General features: G+C 70.6%; 24 protein-coding genes and 1 pseudogene. 11 read left to right on the top strand and 14 right to left on the bottom strand.

The window, feature by feature from the left end:
• Positions 1-17: 17 nt before the first annotated feature.
• The 3 genes and pseudogenes from A5773_RS05865 to A5773_RS05855 form a co-directional block, all read left to right on the top strand.
• Positions 18-590: pseudogene (locus A5773_RS05865) on the top strand (PPE family protein); the annotation flags it as partial.
• A 62-nt stretch (positions 591-652) separates the two neighbouring features.
• On the top strand, positions 653-1051 hold the full coding sequence (locus tag A5773_RS05860; protein WP_067789963.1) for a hypothetical protein: 399 nt from the start codon (positions 653-655) through the stop codon (positions 1049-1051).
• A gap of 18 nt (positions 1052-1069) precedes the next feature.
• The gene (locus A5773_RS05855; RefSeq protein WP_067789960.1) at positions 1070-1630 is read left to right on the top strand and encodes a carboxymuconolactone decarboxylase family protein; all 561 of its coding nucleotides are present in this window, start codon (positions 1070-1072) and stop codon (positions 1628-1630) included.
• Here the strand turns inward: A5773_RS05855 and A5773_RS05850 are convergent.
• From A5773_RS05850 to A5773_RS05840, 3 genes are all read right to left on the bottom strand, one after another.
• Positions 1619-2443, bottom strand: coding sequence for an SDR family oxidoreductase (locus A5773_RS05850; RefSeq protein ID WP_067789993.1), 825 nt, complete (start codon positions 2441-2443; stop codon positions 1619-1621). The two genes, A5773_RS05855 and A5773_RS05850, sit on opposite strands and share 12 nt — an antisense overlap.
• 155 nt (positions 2444-2598) lie before the next feature.
• On the bottom strand, positions 2599-4224 hold the full coding sequence (gene groL, locus A5773_RS05845; protein WP_066952118.1) for a chaperonin GroEL: 1626 nt from the start codon (positions 4222-4224) through the stop codon (positions 2599-2601).
• A 203-nt stretch (positions 4225-4427) separates the two neighbouring features.
• Positions 4428-4994: a TetR/AcrR family transcriptional regulator gene (locus A5773_RS05840; protein ID WP_067789957.1), complete on the bottom strand. Its 567-nt coding sequence runs from the start codon at positions 4992-4994 to the stop codon at positions 4428-4430.
• A gap of 102 nt (positions 4995-5096) precedes the next feature.
• On the opposite strand from A5773_RS05840, the gene A5773_RS05835 reads away from it, so the two are divergent.
• Entirely contained in the window at positions 5097-6011 is a 915-nt protein-coding gene (locus A5773_RS05835; protein WP_067789954.1) for an SDR family NAD(P)-dependent oxidoreductase, read from the top strand.
• On the opposite strand, the gene A5773_RS05830 is transcribed toward A5773_RS05835, so the two are convergent.
• Positions 5992-6726 carry a M24 family metallopeptidase gene (locus tag A5773_RS05830; RefSeq protein ID WP_067789953.1) on the bottom strand — a complete coding sequence of 245 codons (735 nt, stop codon included), beginning with the start codon at positions 6724-6726 and terminating at the stop codon, positions 5992-5994. The genes A5773_RS05835 and A5773_RS05830 overlap by 20 nt on opposite strands.
• On the opposite strand from A5773_RS05830, the gene A5773_RS05825 reads away from it, so the two are divergent.
• Positions 6725-7219 carry a cupin domain-containing protein gene (locus A5773_RS05825; RefSeq protein WP_066952110.1) on the top strand — a complete coding sequence of 165 codons (495 nt, stop codon included), beginning with the start codon at positions 6725-6727 and terminating at the stop codon, positions 7217-7219. The genes A5773_RS05830 and A5773_RS05825 overlap by 2 nt on opposite strands.
• A gap of 10 nt (positions 7220-7229) precedes the next feature.
• Here the strand turns inward: A5773_RS05825 and A5773_RS25925 are convergent, their stop codons facing one another.
• The 3 genes from A5773_RS25925 to A5773_RS05815 all read right to left on the bottom strand — a co-directional run bounded on the left by A5773_RS25925 (position 7230) and on the right by A5773_RS05815 (position 9382).
• A complete protein-coding gene (locus A5773_RS25925; protein ID WP_156659437.1) occupies positions 7230-7388 on the bottom strand; it encodes a hypothetical protein in 159 nt (52 codons plus the stop codon).
• A gap of 81 nt (positions 7389-7469) precedes the next feature.
• Entirely contained in the window at positions 7470-8912 is a 1443-nt protein-coding gene (locus tag A5773_RS05820) for an NAD(P)/FAD-dependent oxidoreductase (protein ID WP_067789949.1), read from the bottom strand.
• Complete coding sequence (locus A5773_RS05815) at positions 8903-9382, bottom strand: VOC family protein (RefSeq protein ID WP_066952106.1); 480 nt, start codon at positions 9380-9382, stop codon at positions 8903-8905. The genes A5773_RS05820 and A5773_RS05815 overlap by 10 nt, the downstream gene beginning before the upstream one ends.
• A gap of 155 nt (positions 9383-9537) precedes the next feature.
• Here A5773_RS05815 and glp point away from each other — a divergent pair, with 155 nt between their 5' ends.
• Positions 9538-10743 (top strand): gephyrin-like molybdotransferase Glp, encoded by a 1206-nt coding sequence (gene glp, locus A5773_RS05810; protein ID WP_067789989.1) that lies wholly within the window; start codon positions 9538-9540, stop codon positions 10741-10743.
• 2 nt (positions 10744-10745) lie between these two features.
• On the opposite strand, the gene A5773_RS05805 is transcribed toward glp, so the two are convergent.
• Positions 10746-11942, bottom strand: coding sequence for an MFS transporter (locus tag A5773_RS05805; protein ID WP_067789946.1), 1197 nt, complete (start codon positions 11940-11942; stop codon positions 10746-10748).
• A 65-nt stretch (positions 11943-12007) separates the two neighbouring features.
• Between A5773_RS05805 and A5773_RS05800 the strand changes: the two genes are divergently transcribed.
• Genes A5773_RS05800 through A5773_RS05790 form a run of 3 tightly spaced genes read left to right on the top strand, consistent with a single transcriptional unit; the run spans position 12008 to position 15764 of the window.
• A complete protein-coding gene (locus A5773_RS05800) occupies positions 12008-12727 on the top strand; it encodes a phosphatidylserine decarboxylase (RefSeq protein ID WP_066952101.1) in 720 nt (239 codons plus the stop codon).
• Positions 12727-13590, top strand: coding sequence for a CDP-diacylglycerol--serine O-phosphatidyltransferase (gene pssA, locus A5773_RS05795; RefSeq protein WP_067789943.1), 864 nt, complete (start codon positions 12727-12729; stop codon positions 13588-13590). Before A5773_RS05800 ends, pssA begins: the two co-directional genes overlap by 1 nt.
• The gene (locus tag A5773_RS05790) at positions 13587-15764 is read left to right on the top strand and encodes an AAA family ATPase (protein WP_067789940.1); all 2178 of its coding nucleotides are present in this window, start codon (positions 13587-13589) and stop codon (positions 15762-15764) included. Before pssA ends, A5773_RS05790 begins: the two co-directional genes overlap by 4 nt.
• Here A5773_RS05790 and A5773_RS05785 read toward each other — a convergent pair.
• A complete protein-coding gene (locus A5773_RS05785; protein ID WP_066952095.1) occupies positions 15738-16334 on the bottom strand; it encodes a TetR/AcrR family transcriptional regulator in 597 nt (198 codons plus the stop codon). The two genes, A5773_RS05790 and A5773_RS05785, sit on opposite strands and share 27 nt — an antisense overlap.
• A 21-nt stretch (positions 16335-16355) precedes the next feature.
• Here A5773_RS05785 and A5773_RS05780 point away from each other — a divergent pair, with 21 nt between their 5' ends.
• Both A5773_RS05780 and A5773_RS05775 read left to right on the top strand, forming a co-directional pair.
• Positions 16356-17138 (top strand): hypothetical protein, encoded by a 783-nt coding sequence (locus A5773_RS05780; RefSeq protein WP_066952093.1) that lies wholly within the window; start codon positions 16356-16358, stop codon positions 17136-17138.
• Positions 17135-18076 (top strand): SDR family NAD(P)-dependent oxidoreductase, encoded by a 942-nt coding sequence (locus A5773_RS05775; protein ID WP_067789937.1) that lies wholly within the window; start codon positions 17135-17137, stop codon positions 18074-18076. The genes A5773_RS05780 and A5773_RS05775 overlap by 4 nt, the downstream gene beginning before the upstream one ends.
• Here the strand turns inward: A5773_RS05775 and A5773_RS05770 are convergent.
• From A5773_RS05770 to A5773_RS05750, 5 genes are read right to left on the bottom strand one after another with little or no spacing between them, the layout of a single operon-like run.
• Positions 18030-18842: an enoyl-CoA hydratase/isomerase family protein gene (locus tag A5773_RS05770; RefSeq protein WP_066952089.1), complete on the bottom strand. Its 813-nt coding sequence runs from the start codon at positions 18840-18842 to the stop codon at positions 18030-18032. The genes A5773_RS05775 and A5773_RS05770 overlap by 47 nt on opposite strands.
• Positions 18839-19861, bottom strand: a complete 1023-nt coding sequence (locus A5773_RS05765; protein ID WP_066952087.1) for a TIGR03617 family F420-dependent LLM class oxidoreductase — start codon at positions 19859-19861, stop codon at positions 18839-18841. Before A5773_RS05765 ends, A5773_RS05770 begins: the two co-directional genes overlap by 4 nt.
• Before the next feature lie 16 nt (positions 19862-19877).
• The gene (locus tag A5773_RS05760; RefSeq protein ID WP_067789934.1) at positions 19878-20504 is read right to left on the bottom strand and encodes an LON peptidase substrate-binding domain-containing protein; all 627 of its coding nucleotides are present in this window, start codon (positions 20502-20504) and stop codon (positions 19878-19880) included.
• Positions 20504-21634, bottom strand: coding sequence for a glutamate--cysteine ligase (locus A5773_RS05755; protein WP_066952083.1), 1131 nt, complete (start codon positions 21632-21634; stop codon positions 20504-20506). The genes A5773_RS05760 and A5773_RS05755 overlap by 1 nt, the downstream gene beginning before the upstream one ends.
• Complete coding sequence (locus A5773_RS05750) at positions 21624-22343, bottom strand: superoxide dismutase family protein (RefSeq protein ID WP_066952081.1); 720 nt, start codon at positions 22341-22343, stop codon at positions 21624-21626. The genes A5773_RS05755 and A5773_RS05750 overlap by 11 nt, the downstream gene beginning before the upstream one ends.
• Between the last annotated feature and the right edge of the window lie 5 nt (positions 22344-22348).

Raw genomic sequence — 22348 nt, 5'->3', positions numbered from 1 at the left:
CCGGGTAAGTTGAGCCGGTGACGAGCCCGCATTTTGCGTGGTTGCCGCCAGAAGTCAACTCGGCACGAATCTTCGCGGGTCCCGGAGCCGGGCCGCTGCTTGCTGCCGCGGAAGCCTGGGACGGCCTGGCCGAGGACCTGGTCTCGTCAGCATCGTCATTTTCTTCGGTCACGTCAAATTTGGCCAACGGGTCCTGGCAGGGCCCGTCGTCGGCGGCGATGATGGCCCTCGCCACGCACTACGTGAGCTGGCTCAGCGCGGCCGCGGCCCAGGCCGAGGCGGTGTCCAGCCAGGCGTCGGCCGTCGCGCACGCGTTCGAGGGGGCGCTGGCCGCCACCGTGCAGCCCGCGGTGGTCGCGGCCAACCGCGCTCTGGCGCAAGCGCTGTCGGCCACGAACTGGCTGGGCCAGAACACCCCCGCGATTGCCGACATCGAGGCCGCCTACGACCAGATGTGGGCGTCGGACGTGGAAGCGATGTACGGCTACCACGCCGACGCGTCGGCGGCGGTGGAGAAACTGGCGCCCTGGCAACAGGTCCTGCAGAACCTCGGCTTCCACTTCAGCAGCAGCGGACAGCTCACCTTCGGCCTGCCCGCGGCGCGGGTTCCGCGCACGCTCTGACGGCCCGGGCCCGCGCCTATCCTGAGACCATGCGCACGAAGAAGAAGGTGGACATCGAGCGGCTCGCCGCCGCGCTCCCCGACTACCCGTACGCGTACCTGGTGACCGTCGACGACGACTACCGCGTGCACACCGTGACCGTCGAGCCGCAGCTGCGCGAGGCGATCGTCGACGTCGGCCTGATCGGCGGCCGCACCCGGCAGAACCTCGCCCAGCGCCGCGACGTCACCCTGCTGTGGCCGCCCAACGAGCCCGGCGGCTATTCGCTGATCGTCGACGGCACGGCCGAGGTGACGGATGCGGGGGACGCCGTACGGCTGGGCGTCGTGCCCACCCGCGCGCTGTTGCACCGCGAGGCCGACTCCGACTCCCCCGGCGCGACCAAGGGCTGCCTGCACGACTGCGTGGTGTTCTCGCTGCCGGCCTAGCGCCGTACAGTCTGATCCGTGAGTCGCGTCGCACCGCTCGCCCCGCCGTGGAGCGAGGAAGATGCCACCGGGATCAACAGCTGGGGTCACCCGGACCGCACCTATGAGCCGCTGCTTCTGGTGCGCTGCCTGCAACGCCACCCGGCGCTGGCCACCCGGCTGCGCAAGCTCGGCGAATCGCTCTATGTCGCAGCGCTTTTGCCCGCCCGTACGAGGACGATTGCGATCCTGCGCATCTGCGCGCTGGTCGGCTGCCGCTACGAGTGGGGCGGGCAGGCGGCGTTCTGGGGTCCGATCGCGGGCGTCAGCGACGACGAGTGCGACGCGCTGGTAACGGGCGGTCCCGCCGACCCGCGGTGGAGTCCGTCCGAGCGGACGCTGATCGGGGCGGTGGACGAGCTGGAGCGCACCGGTTCGTGGTCGGAAGAGACGTGGACGGCGCTGGGGCACTTCCTTACCGACGAGCAGCGGATCGAATTGCTCACGGCCGTCGGGTGGTATCGCACCATCTGCACGCTGTGTAACGCGCTCGCCCTCCCGGTGGAGGGCTGGATGCGACCCTGGCCGTCAGCCGGCTGACCGGTCCCGTTTGAGGCCGGGATGCTGGTTCTTCAGTAGCGGGACCAGCAGCCGTCGCGGCATGAACTGGAACAGTCGGGTGGACAGTTGGCTTGGCAGCCCGGCGATCACGGTGCCGCGGTCGTGCTCGAGCGCGTCGACGCCGGTGCGCGCCACCTCTCGCGGCGGCATCCACATGAACTTCGGGAACGCGTCCGCGAACTTCCGCTCGTCCATGCCCGCGTTCTTCAGGAACTCGGTGCGCACCGGCCCCGGGCACAGCAGCGCGACGGTGACGCCGGTGCCGGCGAGCTCGCCCCGCACCCCCTCGGTGTAGGTCCTCACGAACGCCTTGGTGGCGGCGTAGCCGGCCTGTCCCGGGAACGGGTGGTAGCCCGCGGTGGATCCGACGTTGAGGATCGCGCCACGTCCTCGCGGCACCATCTGCTGGACCGCGCGGGTGGTCAGGTCGATGACGGCCTCGACGTTGACGCGCACCTGGGCGATCTCGTCGTCGACACGCGCCTTCGTCACCGATCCGATGGTGCCGATACCGGCGTTGTTGACCAGGATGTCGGTGGTCAGCCCGCGGCGGTCCACCTCGTCGAGGAGGCCGGCGCGGGCCGTCGCGTCCGCGACGTCGCAGGCGATCACCTCGACACGCACGCTTCGCGCCAGTTCTTCGGCCAGCTCGCGCAGCCGGTCTTCGCGGCGGGCGACGAGCGTGACGCCGTGGCCCCGGTCGGCCAGCTCCCGCGCGATGTCGGCGCCGATGCCCGACGATGCGCCGGTCACGACGGCGGTGCCGGTGGGTGAAGGGGTGGGAAGGGGCACGGTGTTCACCCTAGGCCGCCGAGTGTGAAGCTAGCCGCACGCTCGGCGTCGAATGTGCGGCTAGCTTCACGTTCGGCGTCGAGCAGGCGGGCGCGACACACGAAAAAGCCCGGCCCCACCAGGGAACCGGGCTTTTTCGTAAAGGGACTCGTGACTTAGAAGTCCATGCCGCCCATGCCGCCGGTCGGGTCGCCCGCGGGAGCGGCCGCCTTCTCCGGCTTGTCGGCGACGACGGCCTCGGTCGTCAGGAACAGCGCCGCGATGGACGCCGCGTTCTGCAGCGCCGAGCGCGTGACCTTGACCGGGTCGGCAACGCCGGCCTTGAGCAGGTCCTCGTACTCACCGGTCGCGGCGTTCAGGCCGGTCCCGGCGGGCGAGTTGCGGACCTTCTCGGCCACGACACCAGGCTCCAGACCACCGTTGAAGGCGATCTGCTTCAGCGGAGCCTCGAGCGCCACGCGCACGATGTTGACGCCGGTCGCCTCGTCGCCGGAGAGCTTCAGCTCGTCCAGTGCCGGGGCCGCGTGCAGCAGGGCCACGCCACCACCGGCGACGATGCCCTCCTCGACGGCCGCCTTGGCGTTGCGGACCGCGTCCTCGATGCGGTGCTTGCGCTCCTTGAGCTCCACCTCGGTGGCGGCGCCGGCCTTGATCACCGCAACACCGCCGGCCAGCTTGGCCAGGCGCTCCTGCAGCTTCTCGCGGTCGTAGTCGGAGTCGCTGTTCTCGATCTCCTGGCGGATCTGGGCCACGCGGCCGGCGATGGCGTCGGTGTCACCGGCACCCTCGACGATCGTGGTCTCGTCCTTGGTGACGACGACCTTGCGGGCCTTACCGAGCAGGGCGACGTCGGCGCTCTCCAGCGACAGGCCGACCTCCTCGCTGATCACCTGACCACCGGTGAGGATCGCCATGTCCTGCAGCATCGCCTTGCGGCGGTCACCGAAGCCGGGGGCCTTGACGGCCACCGACTTGAAGGTGCCGCGGATCTTGTTGACGACCAGGGTGCTCAGAGCCTCACCCTCGACGTCCTCGGCGATGATCAGCAGCGGCTTGCCGGCCTGGATGACCTTCTCCAGCAGCGGGAGCAGGTCCTTGACCGTCGACACCTTGGAGCTGACCAGCAGGATGTAGGGGTCCTCGAGGACCGCTTCCTGCCGCTCGGCGTCGGTGACGAAGTAGCCCGAGATGTAGCCCTTGTCGAACCGCATACCCTCGGTGAGCTCGAGCTGCAGCCCGAAGGTGTTGGACTCCTCGACGGTGATAACACCCTCGTTGCCGACCTTGTCCATCGCCTCGGCGATCAGGTCACCGATCGACTGGTCGCCCGCGGAGATCGCGGCGGTCGCGGCGATCTGCTCCTTGGTCTCGACCTCCTTGGCCTGCTTGAGCAGGGTCTCGGTGACCTTCTCGACGGCCTTCTCGATGCCGCGCTTGAGACCCAGCGGGTTGGCGCCGGCCGCGACGTTGCGCAGGCCCTCTTTCACGAGCGCCTGGGCCAGCACCGTGGCCGTCGTCGTGCCGTCACCGGCGACGTCGTCGGTCTTCTTGGCGACTTCCTTGACCAGCTCGGCGCCGATCTTCTCGTACGGGTCCTCCAGCTCGATCTCCTTGGCGATGGACACACCATCGTTGGTGATCGTGGGGGCACCCCACTTCTTCTCCAGGACGACGTTGCGACCCTTGGGGCCCAACGTCACCTTTACCGCGTCGGCGAGGGCATTGAGGCCCCGCTCGAGGCCGCGACGGGCCTCTTCGTCGTACGCAATTATCTTGGCCATTGCGAAGTGATTCCTCCGGATCGGGAATGACACCGGGTGACCTTGCGTGGCCACCCCATTACTTACGCTGGCCGGGTGCAGTGCCCGCGACGGACGACCCCAGGTGTCTGCTGGTCTCACCGTCCCGACCTAGCACTCGCCAGTCGCGAGTGCCAACGTCATTCTTAGCACTCGCCTATGCCGAGTGCAAGGACAGTCCGCCCTTATCGCGGCGGGCGTAAACCGTCGATGACGACGTCGGTCGCCCGCCCGGCGAGCGCCGAGTCGTAGGCCTGCATCGCCTGGCACCCGACCAGGATCGCCTTGAGATCCCGCATATCGACGTCGCGGCGCGCGGTCCCCGCGTTCTGAGCGGCGAGCAGCAGCTCGCCGAGCATGGCCTTGAAGGCGTCTTCGGCCTTCGGCGCGGCGCAGGCGATGTCGATCCCGTAGCCGGCCAGGGCGTCGACCAGGCCCCGGTCCGCGGCGCCCCACTGCAGCACCATCGAGCGCAGAAACGCGAAGAGCGCCTCACCGGGCCCCTCGCTTTGCAGCAGGGCGTGCCCGTCGTCCACGAGGCCCCGCATGCGGTTCTCGATGACCGCCGTGAACAACGCCTCCTTGGTCGGGAAGTGCCGGTAGACCGTGCCCGCGCCGACACCGGCGCGGCGGGCGACCTCGTCGATCGGCACGGACAGGCCCTCGGCCGCAAAGGTGTCGTAGGCAACGTCCAGCACACGCGCGCGATTGCGCGCCGCGTCGGCGCGCAACGGGCGTGCGGGCTGCGCCATCTATTCACCCCTTCCAGGTTGACAAACCGGGGCGCGCGTTCCATATAGTTTTAATCAACCGGAGCGCTCGCCCCGTTTAGTCTATCCGTTCTAGGAGAAAACATGGCCAACTGGACCGCCGCCGACATTCCCGATCAGACCGGTCGCGTCGCCGTCATCACCGGGGCCAACACCGGCCTCGGCTACGAGACGGCCGCCGCGCTCGCCGACCACGGCGCGCGCGTCGTGCTGGCCGTCCGCAATCTGGAAAAGGGCAAGGAAGCCGCCGCGCGCATCGCGGCCGTCCGGCCCGACGCCGACGTCGCACTGCAGGAGCTGGACCTGACGTCGCTGGACTCCATCCGCGCCGCGGCCGAGCAACTCAAGGCCGATTACGACCGCATCGACCTGCTGATCAACAACGCGGGCGTCATGTACACGCCGAAGGAAACCACCAAGGACGGGTTCGAGCTGCAGTTCGGCACCAACCACCTCGGCCACTTCGCGCTGACCGGGCTGCTGCTGGACCGGCTGCTGGCGGTCCCCGGTTCGCGGGTCGTGACCGTGAGCAGCATGGGCCACCGCATCCTCGCCGACATCCACTTCGACGACCTGCAGTGGGAGCGCCGCTACAACCGGGTCGCGGCGTACGGGCAGGCCAAGCTGGCCAACCTGCTGTTCACCTACGAACTGCAGCGCAGGCTCGCCCCGCACGGCACGACCATCGCCGCCGCCGCCCACCCCGGCGGGTCGAACACCGAGCTGGGCCGCTACACGCCCACGGCGTTCCGGCCGCTCGTCAACGTGTTCTTCAACCTGATCGCCCAGGACGCGGCCATGGGCGCGCTCCCCACGCTGCGCGCGGCCACCGACCCGGGGGTCCTCGGCGGCCAGTACTACGGGCCGGACGGCTTCGCCGAGACGCGTGGCTACCCGAAGCTGGTGGCGTCCAGCGCGAAGTCCCACGACGTCGACGTGCAGCGGCGGCTGTGGGCGGTCTCGGAGGAGCTCACCGGCGTCACGTATCCACTGGGCTGAGGTCGAGCAGCTGCTCGTAGAAGCCGCCGAAGCCGCGGGCCCGGTCGGCCAGATGGATCTCCAGGATCCAGTGGCAGGTGCGGCCGGCCGGGTCCGTGCGCCGCATCGGCTTGCTCGATCCGGGCATGATGTACCACTGGACGCCGGGGCCGGCGATCTTCTTGTGCGGAAACTCCCCCACCAGGTGGCCGGCAATAGCGCTGGCGAACTCGAAGCCCTCGGCGTGCGCCAGCCCCACGACGAAGTCGTACAGCTCGGCGCCGGTGATGTCCGGGCGCGCGTCGAAGTACTCGCGGCCGGCCTGCCACACCCGGGGCAGCGCGTCTCGGACGGCGGTCTTGTGCGGGTCGTCGCCGAGCACGAAGGTGCGACCGAAGTCCGCCTCCCACTCCGCGAATATCGGTCCGAGGTCGAGGAAGACGATGTCGCCGTCAGCGACCACCCGGTCCGGCGGGCGCTCGCTGAAGGGCCGCAGGGTGTTCGCACCGGCCCGCACGATCCGCCGATGCCAGTGCCGGGTGACCCCGAGCAGTTCCGCGGCGAGCTGGTTGATTTCGTCGGACAACTGCTTTTCCGAGACGCCGGGGCGGATCATGGCGCGCCGCTCGATCTCGTCGAACAGTTGCGTCGCCTTCTCCTGGGCGTCGAGCAGCCGTTCCGCCCGAGCTTCTTCGTCCGCCACGCCCGCGATGTTATAGCCGCACACTGGAGGCATGTCCCTCGTCGTCCCGCCATATCCCCCGCCCCGATACACCAAGGACGAGCCGGAGGTCAGCGCCTGGCTCAAGCGGGCCGACTCGCCGCCCGATTACGAAACCGGTGGCGTCAGATACCACTACCTGGCCAACCAACAGGCCACCGGCGGCGACTACGGGCTGTACCGGGTCGACCTCCCCGCCGGTGGCGGTGGGCCCGGCCCACACTTTCACCGGGCGATGTCCGAGGCCTTCTTCGTGCTGTCCGGGACGATGAAGCTTTACGACGGCACCCAGTGGGTCGACGGCCGGCAGGGCGACTTCCTCTATGTCCCGCCCGGCGGCGTCCACGGCTTCCGCAACGGGGCCGACGAGCCGGCGTCGATCCTGATGCTCTTCGCACCGGGTGCGCCGCGGGAGGCCTACTTCGAGGGCTTCGGCGCACTCGCCGACATGACCGACGACGAGCGCAGGGAGTGGTTCGTCCGCCACGACAACTACTGGGTGCAGTAGCTCCGCCGGGTTAATGGTGAGCAAACATTCGGCGCTCGGCGGCGATGCGTGCCGTGCGCGCGACGTAGGGTTTGGCCGTGCAGGTGAGGTCGAAGCGGGCTGCGGCGTGGTTGCGGATGAAGGTCGAGACGGCGTTCAGCGCCCCGATCAGGACCGCGGAGCGGGTCAAACGACCGAGGCGCCCGGGCCTCAAACGCGTGCCGACCGCGTCCGCCAGGGTCCGCGGGCGGCGGCTCAGGCGGCCGACCGGTCACCGACCGAAGCGGTAGTCGGCGTCGACCAACTCGCGGGTGCGCTCGAAGAAAGTCCGCCCGCTGTAAGGCAATTGGGTGACCACCTTCCCGCTGGGATGGCGGAAGTAGTTGCTGCACGCCAGCCAGACCTTGCCCGCCATCGCGGCCTGGATCTCGTCGTTATAGCGGCGCTGCGCCTCGGGCGTCACCTCCACCGTGCGCGCGCCGCGGCCGCTCATCGCGTCGAGGATGTGGCGGACGAAGGTCGTCTGCGCCTCGTGGATGTAGATGATCGAGTTGACCCCGTTGGTGTTGGGGCCGTACAGCGTGAAGAAGTTGGGATACCCGGCCACCAGCGTGCCCAGGTACGCCTCGGCGCCGCCGCTCCAGTCATCGGCCAGGCGGCGACCGCCGGTGCCGTACACGTCGATGCTCGCCAGATAATCGGCGGCCTTGAACCCGGTGCCGTAGATGATGGTGTCCACGCGGTGCTCGACGCCGTCCGCGGTGCGTACCCCCCGCTCGGTCAGCTCGGCGATGGCGGTGGTCTCCAGGGAGACGTTGGGCAACGCGAACGTGGGGTACCACTCGCGTGACATCAGCGGCCGCTTGCAGCCCGCGGGATAGTCCGGCATCAGCTTGGCCCGCAGCTGGGGGTCGGCGACCTTGCGCATGAGGTAACTGCGGGCCAGCTCGGTCGCCTCTCGCGTCTGAGCATGTTCGACGTCGAAGCTGGCCGACTCGTAGGCGTCGAACGCCTCGTCCCTGAGCTTGCGCGCCGTCGCGGGGTCACGCTCGAACAGCTCGTGCTGCTCGGGGGTGAACGGGAAGTCAAATCGGGGTGCGATCCAGATCGGGGTCCGCTGAAACACGGTCAGGTGCGCGGTCTTTCGCGCTATCGCGGGGACATACTGGATCGCGCTGGCGCCCGTGCCGATGGACGCGACCCGCTCCCCGGCCGTCGACTTGCTGTGATCCCAGCGGGCCGAATGGAATTGGCGCCCCCGGAACCGCCGCGCGCCGGGAATCTCCGGGATGTGGGGCACGTCGAGCATCCCGACGGCGCTGACCACCATGTCGAATTCGTGCTCGTGCCCGTCGCCGTCGGTCAGCGTCCAGCGGCGGCGGCTGTCCGACCAGCGCACGGCGACGATCGCGGTGTTGGCCCGCAGGCGCGCGCCCAACCCGTGGTCGACGGCGACCTTTTCCAGGTACGCCAGGATCTCGGGCTGGTTGGCGTACGTCTTGCTCCACCGCGGGTTGGGCGCAAAGGAATACGAGTACAGGTGCGACGGGACGTCGCACGCCGCGCCCGGAAAGGTGTTGTGCCGCCAGGTCCCGCCGAATCCGTCGGCGCGGTCGAAGATGGTGAACTCGTAGCCGCCCTCGGCCAGCTGGATGCCCATGGCGATGCCGCCGGCGCCCGCGCCGATGATCGCGACGGTCGGCTTCAGTCCCATTGCGCGTAATACGGTCGCTGCGGGCGGCTCTTCTCCACCAGGATGAACACCACGCCCCAGGGGTCGACGAACCACGTGGTGCGAACCCGCGCCACCTCCGCGATTCCCTTGACCAGAAAGCGCACGCCCTTGCCCTCCAGCTCGGCCCGGGTGGCGTCGATGTCCTCACAGATGAGCCCGACGTGGGACAGTCCGTGGTCGGTGAGGGCCCGGCCGCCGGCGCGCCCGACCGGTTGCGCGCCGAGGTATTCGATCACCTCGAGCACGCGGTCGCCGTCGCCCGGCAACCCCACGATGGCCGCCTTCATGCTGGGGTCACCCACCAGCTCGCCCATGTCGTCGCGAATGGCGTTACCGGTCATCACATAGGGCGGCGAGAGCACACGCAGGCCCAATACGTCTCGGTAAAACGCCACGGCGGCCTCGCAATCCGGAACACACACCCCGGTGTGGGCCATACCGGTAATCACGTTCTCGACTGTACGTCGAAGCGCCGCCACCCCCAACGAGATGGCTGCTTTTGGCGGCCATGGCTCCCAGCGAGGAGCTGCAACGTCGGCTCTGGTCGGTGTCCGAACAAGTACCGCGGTCGGCTTCGCAATCTGACTTCGCCGATAATGGCCGGGTGCGGTCGGTCGAAGAACATCAGCGCGTCGTAGCCGAATTGATCCGTCCCCGGCCGGCGGCCGCCGCCGCGCTGGCCGAGGCGCAGGGCCTGGTCCTGGCCGACGACGTGGTCGCGCGGCTGGCGCTACCGGTCTTCGACAACTCCGCGATGGACGGATACGCGGTGCGCGCCGAGGACACCTCCGGCGCCACGCCCGAGAACCCGGTGGTGCTCGAGGTCGCCGAGGACATTCCGGCCGGGCGCACCGACGAGTTGACGCTGCAACCGAACACCGCGCACCGCATCATGACCGGCGCGCCGCTGCCCGCCGGGGCGACGGCCGTCGTGCCCGTCGAAGACACCGACGGCGGCGTGGATGTGGTGTCGATCCGCGCGCCGCGCGAGGCCGGCAAGCACATCCGGCGCGCGGGTGAGGACGTCGCCCCCGGCACCACCGTCCTGCGGCGCGGCCAGGTGGTGACGCCGGCCGTGCTCGGCCTGGCCGCGGCGCTGGGAATGGCCGAGCTGCCCGTGCTCCCGCGCCAACGCGTGCTGGTGATATCGACCGGGTCGGAGCTGGTGGCGCCGGGCAACCCGCTGCGGCCGGGACAGATCTACGAGTCCAACTCGATCATGCTGGCCGGCGCCGTTCGCGACGCGGGCGCCGACGTGATCGAGGTGGTCACCGCCGAAGACGATGTCGCACAGTTCAGTTCGCTCATCCAGAAGCATGCCGGCGAGGCGGACCTGATCATCACCAGCGGCGGAGTCAGCGCCGGCGCCTACGAGGTGGTCAAGGACGCGTTCGGCCGCGGGGGCGACCAGGGCGTGGAGTTCGTCAAGGTGGCGATGCAGCCCGGGATGCCGCAGGGCATCGGGCGGGTGGCCGGCGCGACGATCGTCACCCTGCCCGGCAACCCGGTCAGCGCCCTGGTGTCCTTCGAGGTGTTCATCCGGCCCGCGCTGCGCAGAGCCATGGGCCTGCCCGACCCGGAACGCCCGCACCGGGCCGCCGTGCTCACCGAGTCGCTGACCTCGCCGCGCGGCAAGCGGCAGTTCCGCCGCGCGGTGCTGGACCGCGACGCCGGCACCGTCACCAGTTACGGCCCGCCCGCCTCGCACCACCTGCGGTGGCTGGCGTCGGCGAACGCGCTGCTGGACATCCCCGAGGACGTCGTCGAGGTGTCCGAGGGGACCGAGCTGCAGGTGTGGGATCTGGCCTAGCGCTAAGCCGCTGGGGTCGCCACCTGTCGATGGAACTCGTCGGCCCGGTCAAAGGCGGTGGCGCAGCGAATGGCGACTGCGACAACGGTCATCAGCACCGGGATGGTCACCAGGGCCGCGGCCAGTCCGACCCGGTCGGCCAGGTGGCCGATCAGCGGCGGCCCCAGCAGGTAGCCCAGCCAGCCCGTCGCCGCGACGATGGCGATCGCCGAGCCCGCGCCGCCCGCGCCGTAAGCGGCGCTGAACGCGGTGGGCACCAGCAGCGCCACGCCGACCCCCAGACAGGCGAATCCAACAACGCTGACAACGGAATTGGCGGTCGCCAGCGTCACGCCCATGCCCGCCGCGGCGAACAGCGCGAGGGCCGGCAACAGCCGGCGGGCCGACACCCGCGCGTGCAGGCGTATCGCGCCCAGCCGGGTGACGACCATCGTCAGGGTGTACGCCGCGTAGCTCAACGCGGCGATCCCGGGACCGGCGCCGACGACGTTGCGCAGATAGTTGGCCGACCAGTCGGTGGCGGCGCCCTCGCACAGGAACGACACGAAGGCCACCGCCGCAAGGATCGCCACCGTCGGCGTCAGCCAGGCCCCCGCGGCGGGCGATTCCGCGGCGCCGCCCGCCCGGTCCGGAATCAGCCGCCGGGTCAGCGCCCCGACGACGACCAGGACCACGAGCCCGACCGCCGCCAGCTGGGGCGTCAGGCCGATGCCGGCACCGACGCACGCCGCGCCGATCAGGGCGCCCAGTAACGCGCCGAGGCTCCACATGCCGTGGAAGCGGGCGATGATCGGCGCCCGCGCCAGGCGCTCGACCGTGCCCGCTTGGGTGTTCATCGCGACGTCCAGCCCGCCCTGGAACGTCCCCCACAACGCCAGCGCCGCAAACAGCCAGGGCCCGGAGCGGGCCAGCCCCACCGTGGTGCCCGCGACGGCGTAGCCGGCGGCCGTCACGGGAATCAGCCGGTGGCTCCCCCAGCGCGGCAGCGCCCAGTGGCTGCCCAGCGTGGCCACGACCGACCCCAGCGGCGCACCGAACAGCGCCGTTCCCAGCGCCGCGTCGGACAGGCCGAGGTCGGCCTTGACGGCCGGGATGTGGGCCGCCCACGAGGAGAACCCCACGGCGTGGGCGATGAATACGGCGGTGACTGCGATCTTCGCCGGGCGCAGCCGTGGCGCCCAATCGTCATTCGGATGCATATCGAAGGTGGGCGTTCCCCCTGCGGGCCCCAACCAACCGGCCGCACCTTTCGTAAGATGGCCGCGTGGCACGACGCCCCCGCCCTATCGGCCCCACCGCCGAGGACCCAAGCTTCAGCCCGCAGCACGCGTTGGAGTTGGTGCGCTCGACCATTCCGCCGGTACACCCGGCCGGCCGCCCGTTCATCGCCGGCGGACTGGCGGTGGCGCTGGCCGGCCGCAGGCACCGATGGATCCGGCGGGCCGGCCTGCTGGCGGCCGGCGCCTGCGCGGGGTTCTTCCGCCATCCGCCGCGGGTGCCGCCGACCCGGCCGGGCGCGATCGTCGCGCCCGCCGACGGGGTGGTGTGCGTGATCGATTCCGCCGCCCCGCCCGCCGAACTCGGGATGGGTGACGCGCCGCTCCCGCGGGTCAGCATCTTCCTGTCGCTGCTGGACGCCCACGTGCAGCGCGCCCCGGTGAGCGGCGAGGTGATCGCCATGCAGCACCGGCCCGGCCGGTTCGGGTCGGCCGACCTGGCCGCGGCCAGCACCGAGAACGAGCGCACGAGTCTGCGGATCAGGACGGCCACCGGCGCGGAGGTGGTGGCGGTGCAGGTCGCCGGGCTGTTGGCGCGGCGCATCATCTGCGACGCGCGCGTCGGCGACAAGCTGGCTATCGGTGACACCTACGGGCTGATCCGGTTCGGCTCCCGGCTCGACACCTATCTGCCCCCGGGCGCCGAGCCGCTTGTCCTTGTGGGGCAGCGCGCCATCGCCGGCGAAACCGTGCTGGCCGAGCTGTGATGATCAGCAAGCCGCGCGGCAGGCCGTCGGTCAACCTGCAGATCCTGCCGAGCGCGATGACCGTGTTGTCCATCTGCGCGGGCCTGACCTCGATCCGGTTCGCCCTCGAGCACCAGCCGAAGGCCGCGATGGCGTTGATCGCCGCGGCGGCCATCCTGGACGGGCTGGACGGCCGGGTGGCCCGCATCCTGGATGCCCAGTCCCGCATGGGCGAGGAGATCGACTCGCTGGCCGACGCGGTGAACTTCGGTGTGACGCCGGCGATCGTGCTCTACGTGACGCTGCTGGGGAAGTCGCCGGCCGGTTGGGTGGTGATCCTGCTCTACGCGGTGTGCGTCGTGCTGCGGCTGGCCCGCTTCAACGCGCTGCAGGCGGACGGCAGCCAGCCCGCCTACACTCACGAGTTCTTCGTCGGCATGCCCGCGCCGGCGGGCGCGGTGTCGATGATCGGCCTGATCGGACTGAAATTGCAGTTCGGCGAGGGCTGGTGGACCTCGACGACGTTCCTGTGCATCTGGATCACCGGGACGTCGGTGCTGATGATCAGCAAGATCCCGATGCGCAAGATGCACGCCGCGGCGGTGCCGCCGAGCTGGGCCGCGCCGCTGCTGGCACTGCTGGCGATCTGCGCGGCCGCGGCGGTCTTGGCGCCCTACGTCCTGATCTGGGTCATCATCGTCGCCTACCTGTGCCACGTGCCGTTCGCGGTCCGCAACCAGCGCTGGCTGGCCGCGCACCCCGAGGCGTGGGACGACAAGCCCAAGCAGCGCCGCGCCGCGCGGCGCGCGATCCGCCGGGCGCAACCGAACCGCCGCTCGATGGCGCGGCTGGGGCTGCGCAAACCGGGCGGGCGCCTGCCATGAGCCGACCGGGCGAGGATGCGGCCCGTCAGCTCACGCTCACCGCGCGGTTGAACACCTCCGCCGTGGACTCACGCCGCGGCGTCGTCCGATTGCATCCGAGCGCCGTTGCCGCGCTTGGCATTCGGGAGTGGGACGCGGTGGCGCTGACGGGCTCGCGGACCACGGCGGCGGTGGCGGCCCTGGCCGGGCCGGACACCCCGGTCGGCACGGTGCTGCTCGACGACGTGACGTTGTCCAACGCCGGGCTGCGCGAGGGTAACCCGGTGATCGTCGGCGTGGTCACCGTCTACGGCGCCCGGTCGGTGACGCTGTCCGGCTCGTCGCTGGCCCACCAGTCGATCTCGCCGGTCACGTTGCGGCAGGCCCTGCTCGGCAAGGTGCTGACCGTCGGCGACGCCGTCTCGCTGCTGCCCCGCGACCTGGGCCCGGGCACCTCAACGTCGGCCGCGACCCGCGCGCTGGCCGCCTCGGTCGGGATCAGCTGGACCTCGGAGCTGCTGACGGTCACCGGCGCCGACCCCGCGGGACCGGTCAGCGTGCAGCCCAACTCACTGGTCACCTGGGGTGTCGGCGTCCCGTCCGGGGCCGCGCTGTCGCAGGACTTCGTCGACGTCGCCAGCCCCGAGACCGTCGTCGAGGAGCTCAAGGGATCGCAGCCACAGGCCGCCAAGCTCGCCGAGTGGCTCAAGCTCGCACTCGACGAGCCGCATTTGCTCAAGACACTGGGCGCGGGCGCCAACCTGGGCGTGCTGGTGTCGGGTCCGGCCGGCGTCGGCAAGGTGACGCTGGTGCGCGCGGTGTGCGACGGCCGCAGGCTGGTGAAACTGGACGGCCCCGAGGTGGGCGCGCTGACGCCGGAAGACCGGCTCAAGACCGTGAGTTCGGCGGTGCGGGCCGTCCGCGACGGCGGTGGCGTCCTGCTTATCACCGACGTCGACGCCCTGCTGCCCGCCACCCCGGAGCCGGTGGCCGCCCTGATCCTGGGCGAGCTGCGAACCGCGGTGGCGACCGAGGGCGTCGCGTTGATCGCCACCTCCGCGCGGCCCGACCAGCTCGATGCCCGGCTGCGCGCGCCGGACCTGTGCGACCGGGAGCTGAGCCTGCCGCTGCCCGACGCCGGCACCCGCAAGGCGCTGCTGGAGTCGCTGCTGAAATCGGTGCCGGCCGGCGCCCTGGATCTCCACGAGATCGCCTCGCGCACACCGGGTTTCGTGGTTGCCGACCTGGCGGCGCTGCTGCGGGAAGCGGCGCTGCGCGCGGCGTCGCGGGCCAGCATCGACGGCCGGCCACCCGAGCTGAACCAGGACGACCTGCTCGGCGCGCTGACGGTCATCCGGCCGCTGTCCCGGTCGGCCAGCGAGGAAGTGACCGTCGGCAACGTCACGCTCAACGACGTCGGCGACATGGCCGAGGCTCGGCAGGCGCTGACCGAGGCCGTGTTGTGGCCGCTGCAGCATCCGGACACCTTCGCCCGGCTGGGTGTCGAACCGCCGCGCGGGGTGCTGCTGTACGGGCCGCCCGGCTGCGGCAAGACCTTCGTCGTGCGCGCGCTGGCCAGCACGGGGCAGCTGTCCGTGCACGCCGTCAAGGGGTCCGAGCTGATGGACAAGTGGGTGGGCAGCTCGGAAAAGGCCGTCCGCGAACTTTTTCGGCGCGCCCGCGACTCGGCTCCGTCCCTGGTGTTCCTCGACGAGATCGACGCGCTGGCTCCCCGGCGCGGGCAGAGCTTCGACTCGGGCGTGACCGATCGGGTGGTCGCCGCGCTGCTGACCGAGCTCGACGGCGTCAATCCCCTGCGAGACGTCGTCGTGCTGGGCGCCACCAACCGTCCCGACCTGATCGACCCGGCCTTGCTGCGACCGGGCCGCCTGGAGCGGCGGGTGTTCGTCGAACCTCCCGACGCCGCCGCCCGCCGCGAAATCCTGCACACCGCGGGCAAATCGGTCCCGCTGAGCGACGACGTCGACCTCGACGAGGTGGCCGTCGGGCTCGACGGCTACAGCGCCGCCGACTGCGTGGCGCTGCTGCGCGAGGCGGCACTGACCGCGATGCGGCGGTCCATCGACGCCACCGACGTGACGGCGGCCGATATCGCGGCGGCACGCCAAATCGTGCGCCCTTCACTGGATCCCACGCAGGTGGAGGCGCTACGGGCCTTCGCCAAAGGTCCGTAGCACGGCCAGCGCCGACGCCGCGACGTCGCCTTCCAGCCAGTCGGGCATCGGGTCGTCGTGGGCGTGGCGCCGGACCACCGCATAGGGCAGGTCCGCCACCGCACGCGCGACGGCGTCGACGGACTGGGGCGTGTCGTTCCCATAGAGCTGCCGGGCCAACACCGCGATCCGCTCGGTCAGCGGGGCGTTCATCGCCGCCAGCGTCCGCTGGAAGTCCGCGTCGGGCTCCTCGTCGAGCAGGTCGCCGGGCCGGATCGTCAACAACAGCCGGGCGTCGTCGGGCAGCTCGCGCGCGAAGCTGACGGCGGCTACGGCCATGGCGATCGCAGTGTCCGCCGGGGTTTCGCCGTCGGCGGCCAGCGCCCTCGCCTGGAAGCGTTCGAGCGCGCGCAGCCACGCCGCCGTGAGGATGCCGTCGCGGTTGCCGAACCGGTGATAGAGGGTGCCCGCGGGGGCGCCGCTGGTCTTGGCGATGGCCGCGACGCTCGCCGCGCGCGGTCCGCCGCCGAGCACCAGCGTCCGGGCGGCGTCGAGAATCACATCGGTTTCATGCTTCCGCGGAGGTGCCACGATCTAGTACATTCCTTCTATATGGAACGATTAACCTATATCGATGAGCATGCCATAACCATCGACGCGGAGCGCGCGGACACCTGGTCGGCGCTGTTGCGGGTGATGTGCCGGGACCCGGGTGACCCGTCGACCGTGCCGATCGGCTTCGCGCTGGACGAGGCGCGGCCGCCCGCGCGGTTCGCGCTGAAGGGACGGCACCCCTTCGCGGTGTACCGATGGGTGTTCGAGTTGGACTCGCTGACCGGCAGCCGGACCCGTGTGCGCTCGGCGACTTGGGCCGCCTTCCCGGGCCTGCACGGCAAGGTCTACCGGGCGCTCGTCATCGGCACCGGCGGGCACCGCGTCGCCGTCCGGTGGACGCTCAAACGCATCGCGGCGGCCGCCGAGCGGGCCGACTACACGGACGTCTTCGAAGTCCCACTGCCGCAAGGCGACTCACGCACAGCCGAGCAGATGTTCCGAGACGCCGTGGGGCGGGGCGCGGGCGGTGGCGTTGTCCCGTGGATCCACCGCCACGTGCTGAGATTCCGCCTCGGGCCGTATTCGTCGCCCGAGCACATCATCGGCTGGACGATCGCGGGTTCGGATCGCGACGAACTGGTGCTGACCGCGCGGGGACCGCTCATGCGCGGCGAGCTGACGCTGCGACGCCAGGACGGCCGGGCCAGTCTCACCACTCGCGTGCGGTACTGCCGCAAAACCGCCGCCCGAACGGTCTGGGCTTTCGTCGGCCCGCTGCACCGGGCCGTGGCGCCGCGGCTCATGAAGCGCGCCGCGGTGTGGCAGCGTATACCGGCGTGACCGAGCCACCGACCGCGCTGGACGTCGTCGACGGAATCGACCTGTCCGGCAAGGTCTGTGTTATCACCGGCGCCTCGTCCGGGTTGGGGCGCGAGGCGGCCCGCGCGCTGGCCGCCGCGGGCGCGCACGTCGTCCTGGCCGCCCGCAATCCGGCGGCGCTGGCAGAGGCGGCGCGGTGGATCGGGGCCGAGGTGCCCGGCGCGCGGACCGCTGCCGTCGAGCTCGACCTCACCACGCTGGCGGGCGTCGCGGCGGCGGCGGCCGCGATCGGCGACATCGCCCCGGCCATCGACGTTCTGATGAACAACGCCGGAGTGATGTTCACACCGTTCGGCAGGACGCGCGATGGATTCGAGATGCAGATCGGCACCAACCATTTCGGGCACTTCGAACTGACCCGGCGCCTCGTGCCGCAGCTCGCGGCCGCCGGCCGGGCTAATGGTGAGGCCCGGATCGTGAACCTGTCGTCTGCCGGCCACATCATGGGTGACGTCGACTTCGACGATCCCAACTGGGAGCGCCGCGAGTACGACAAGTTCGTCGCCTACGGCGCGTCGAAAACGGCGAACATCCTGCACGCCGTGGCAGCCGACCGCCGCCTGCGCGACGCGGGAATCCGCGCCTACGCCGTCCATCCCGGCACCGTGGCCACCTCGCTCGCGCGGCACATGTCCCGGGCGGACTTCTCGCGGCTGCGCAAACCGACGGGCGAGCGGCTCGACGTCACCACGCCCGATCGCGGCGCGGCTACCCAGGTATGGGCGGCCGTCAGCCCGGAGCTCGCCGGCCGCGGGGGGCTGTATCTCGAAGACTGCCGGGTCAGCGAGGCCGCGGCGCCCTACGCTCGCGACGAGCGGCGCGCGGACCAGTGGTGGGAGATTTCGGAGAAGCTCACGTCTCCGGGAGTGGGGTCCACTCGCGGGACAGCCGCGACGTGAACGACGGCGGCCGGCGCTCGAGGAAGGCGGCCACCCCTTCGCGCGCGTCGGCGCTGCCCATCACCCGTCGGTGCAGCTGGGTTTCCAGCGCGGCGACCTGTCCCGGGGTGTAGTTGTTGATCGCGGTGTCCCACAGCAGCCGCTTGCAGAGCGCCGCCGACATCGGCGCCACGTTGACGGCGATGTCGCGCGCCAGCTTCACCGCGTGGTCGAGCACCTGCCTGGCCGGAAGCGCCCTGTTTGCGATGCCGAGCGCCACGGCCTCGGCCCCGCCGAAGGTTCGCCCCGTGAGCAGGATGTCCGCGGCCGCCCCCAGGGTGGTCAGCCGCGCCAGCGTCCAGTGCGACATGCAGTCGGGGATCACTCCCCGGCGGACCTGCACCACACCGTATTTGGCGTCCTCGGCGACGACGCGCAGGTCGGCCTGCAAGGCGATGGTCAGGCCGATGCCGATCGCATGGCCGTTGAGGGCGGCGATCACCGGCTTGCGCAACTCGAACGCGGCCGGGGTGATCGGTGACGCGGAGAACTCCGCGGCCGGCGCGTCGAACGGGCTTGTGTCGCCGGAGAAGTCGGCCCCGGCGCAGAACGCGCGGCCCGCCCCCGTCACGACGATGGCCCGGACGTCGTCGTCGCCGTCGCACTCGGCGTACGCGCTGCTTAGCAGCGCGCCCATCTCGGCGGTGTAGGCGTTGAGCTGCTCGGGCCGATTGAGCGTGAGCACCGCCACGCCGGCGTCGACGTCGACCGTCAGATCGGGGCTCATCGCAGGGCCGGGGCGCGGTGCAGGGCGCCGATCAGGTCGGCGATGTCCGCGGCGCGCGGCGTGTAGCCCGGGAAGTAGCAACACACCTCGGCGGCGTGCTCGGAGAACCGGGCGGCGATCTGCTCGGCGCATTGCTCGGGGGTGCCGACGACGCCGATCCGGGCCACCATCTCGTCGCCGACCAGCCGGCGCATGTCTGCGAAGCGGCCCTGCTTGGACAGCGCGTTGAGCTCGGGCTGGACGTCGGCCCACCCCTCGGCCTCGAGCACGGGCAGGTAGGCCGGGGTGGAGCCGTAGAACGAAATGAGCGCTGCCACACCGTCTACCGCGGCGGCCAGGTCGGCTTCGTCGCGGCCGACGGCGACCATGGCCTGGGCGATGATCTGGAATCCGTCGGAGGATCGGCCCGCGCGGCGCAGCCCGTCGGCGACCGCGGGGACGGTGCGTTCGGCAAAGTGGCGGGCGCTGTTGAACGGCATCACCAGCAGCCCGTCGGCCACCTCGGCGGCGGTGCGCGTCATCACCGGTCCCAGCGCGCCCAGCAGCACCGGCGGCGGTCCGAACGGGTTGGGCCCCGGGTTGAAGTTGGGCGCCATGATGGTGTGGGTGAAGAACTCGCCACGAAAGTCCAGGCGGCGCTGGCCTTCCCAGGCCGCGAAGATCGCCTTGATCGCCGAAATGGTTTCGGCCATCCGCGCCGCGGGGCGCTCCCACTTACTGCCGTAACGCTTTTCGATGTGGGCCTTCACCTGTGAGCCCAGGCCGAGCCGGAATCGGCCGCCGCTGTAGAGCTGCAGGTCGTACGCCGCGTGCGCCAGGTGCAGCGGGCTGCGCGGCGGGGCGATCGCCACGTTCGTCATCAGGTCCAGGTCGGTCGCCCCGGCGGCGATGATCAGCGGGAAGAAGACGTCGTGCTGGCCCTCGAAGGTGAACAGCCCGTCGGCTCCCGTCGCGGCGATGTCGGCCGCGCTGGCCGCCGCATCCACCGGTGAGCCGTTGACCTGCAGCTGTACCTTCATGTATTCCCCTGTCGAACTATTCGGAGAGCTGAAACTCCACCACCTCGGCGACCGCGTCCACGGCCTCGCGGAGCGCGGTCAGGCGCTCAGCTGCCGACGGCGCCGACAGCACCGTGTACCGGTCGGCCGTGCCGATGGGGATGCGCGACGCCAACGCGTACAGGCGTTGTCCGGGATCGTCGGCCGTGTCGGGGCCCAACAGGTCCGCGCGGTCCGGGAGCGCCACGCCGCGCGCGTCGGCGATCCGCTCGAACAGCGCCATCGCCCGGTCCTCGACGTCGAGCAGCTGGGCCGGGGTGACCGGGTCCCCCGGCTCGTCCGGCCACAGCGTCACCGTCGCGCGCGGGTAGGGATCGTCGGGCAGCCATTCGCACACCCGGATCCGTTCACCGGTCCGGCAGTGCATCGAGTAACGGCCCGCGCCGTGTTCGGCGCATTCGGTGATCCGGGACAGCACGCCGACATCACAGCGCGCGTCACCGCCGCCGACCTCGCGGCCCCGGGAGATCAGCACCACGCCGAACGGGTCGCCGGTGTCGAGGCAGTGCCGGACCAGCGCGCCGTAGCGCGGCTCGAAGATCCGCAGCGGCAGATCCTGGTCGGGCAGCAGGGCCGACTCCAGCGGGAACATCGCCAGCTCCATCAGATCTCCAGCTCGCCCACCAGCGCGTCGACGACGGCCCGCAGGTCGCCGTCGTGTTCCTCGGCCACCCGGCGCTGCCGCTGGTACGAGGCGCCCAGCCTGGGGATCTCGGCCACCGCGGCCAGCTCATCGGCACAGTTCAACGATTTGGCCACGGGCTCAAGGCGATTCAGTACCTCGTCGAGATCCTCGGTGACCAGGCGCTCGTTGCTGTCGGCGTCCTGGATGATGATCGCGTCCAGCCCGTAGCGCGCGGCGCGCCACTTGTTCTCCTGGTTGTGCCACGGCGGCATGGTCGGCAGCGTCTCGTCGGCTTCCAACCGGCGGTCCAGGTCGACGACCAGGCAGTGCGTCAACGCCACCAGCGCGCTCAGCTCCCGCAGGTTGGACACGCCGTCACACACCCGCACCTCGATGGTGCCCAGGTGCGGCGAAGGCCTGATGTCCCAACGGACTTCGTCGACATGATCGATGATGCCGGTCTTCTTCTGGTCGTAGACGAAGCCTTCGAACTCCGCCCAGGTCTGGAATTGGAACGGCAGGCCGGCGGTCGGCAACTGCTGGAACATCATCGCGCGGTTGCTGGCGTACCCGGTGTCCACGCCGGTCCACCACGGCGAGGATGCCGAGAGCGCCAGCAGATGCGGGTAGTACTTCAGCAACGACGTCATGATCGGCATCACCTTGTGCGCCGAGGAAATTCCGACGTGCACGTGCACGCCCCAGATCAACATCTGGCGGCCCCACCATTGGGTGCGCTTGATCAGTTCGGCGTACCGGGGTGCGTCGGTCAGCTTCTGGGTCGACCACTGCGCGAACGGGTGTGCGCCGGCACAGAACAGCTCCATCCCCCGGTCGCGGACGATCCGGTGCGCGGGGCCCAGGGTCTCCCGCAGATCCTCCATCGCCTCCGACGTGGAACGGCAGACACCGCTGACGACTTCGACCGTGTTACGCAGCAACTCCTTGTGTACGCGCGGGTTTTCGCCGATCTCGGCGATGACCGCCGTGGCTTCGTTGCTCAGGTCACGGGTCTGCGCGTCGACGAGCGCGAACTCCCACTCCACGCCGAGGGTCGGCCTCGGTGAACGGGCGAAATCGATGCGCGCGTGGGCCCTGTTAGCCGGCACCGATTACACCGCACGCGACCCGCTTGCCGGCGTCACCGGTGGTCATCGTCATCTGGTCGGGCCCCGGTGTTCCGTTGGTCTGGCTGTAGCGCTCCGGCGGGATGTTGGCGAAGTTGTCGGCGCCCGCATGAATGATGATCGCGGTCTTCTCGCCGGTGACCAGGTCGTCCATGGCGAAGGCGTCCGTCGTGGTCATCATCATCGCGGACCCGTCCTTACGCACCTGGAGCGAGGTCAGGTCACCGCTGGCGGGCTCGGCGGCGTGCCCGGGCACTTGGAAGTGCCCGCCGGCGGACAGGAAATCACCCGGCGCGCCACCGGTCGGAGCGACGGAGTTGGGCTCGCACTTGCCGGCCTTGTGGATGTGCACCCCGTGGAAGCCGGGCGTCAGCACCCCGTTGGCCGTCGTCTCGATGGTGACCGTGGCGTAGCCGTTGTTGAACTGGAAGGTCGCGGTCGCGACCTGGGTGCCGTCGGGCGCCTTCAGGTGGGTGACGATGCTCGGCCCCGACGGCGCGGCGACGGGCCCGCCCTCAGGGGTCCCGGTTCCCGACGGCGCCGGCGATCCGGTCCAAACCGCCGGCGTGGTGCCCAGCGAGGACGAGGCGTGTTGGGGCGACGAACACGCCCCCAGCAGGGCGACGGAAGTGGCTGCGGAAAGCGCGGACATGGTGACGGCGGCAGTGCGGTGACCAGCGAGCTGAGGCATAGCGG

This window comes from Mycobacterium sp. 852014-52450_SCH5900713 (genome assembly GCF_001667075.1).
GTDB lineage: Bacteria > Actinomycetota > Actinomycetes > Mycobacteriales > Mycobacteriaceae > Mycobacterium.
This window is presented reverse-complemented; position numbering and strand designations above follow the sequence as displayed.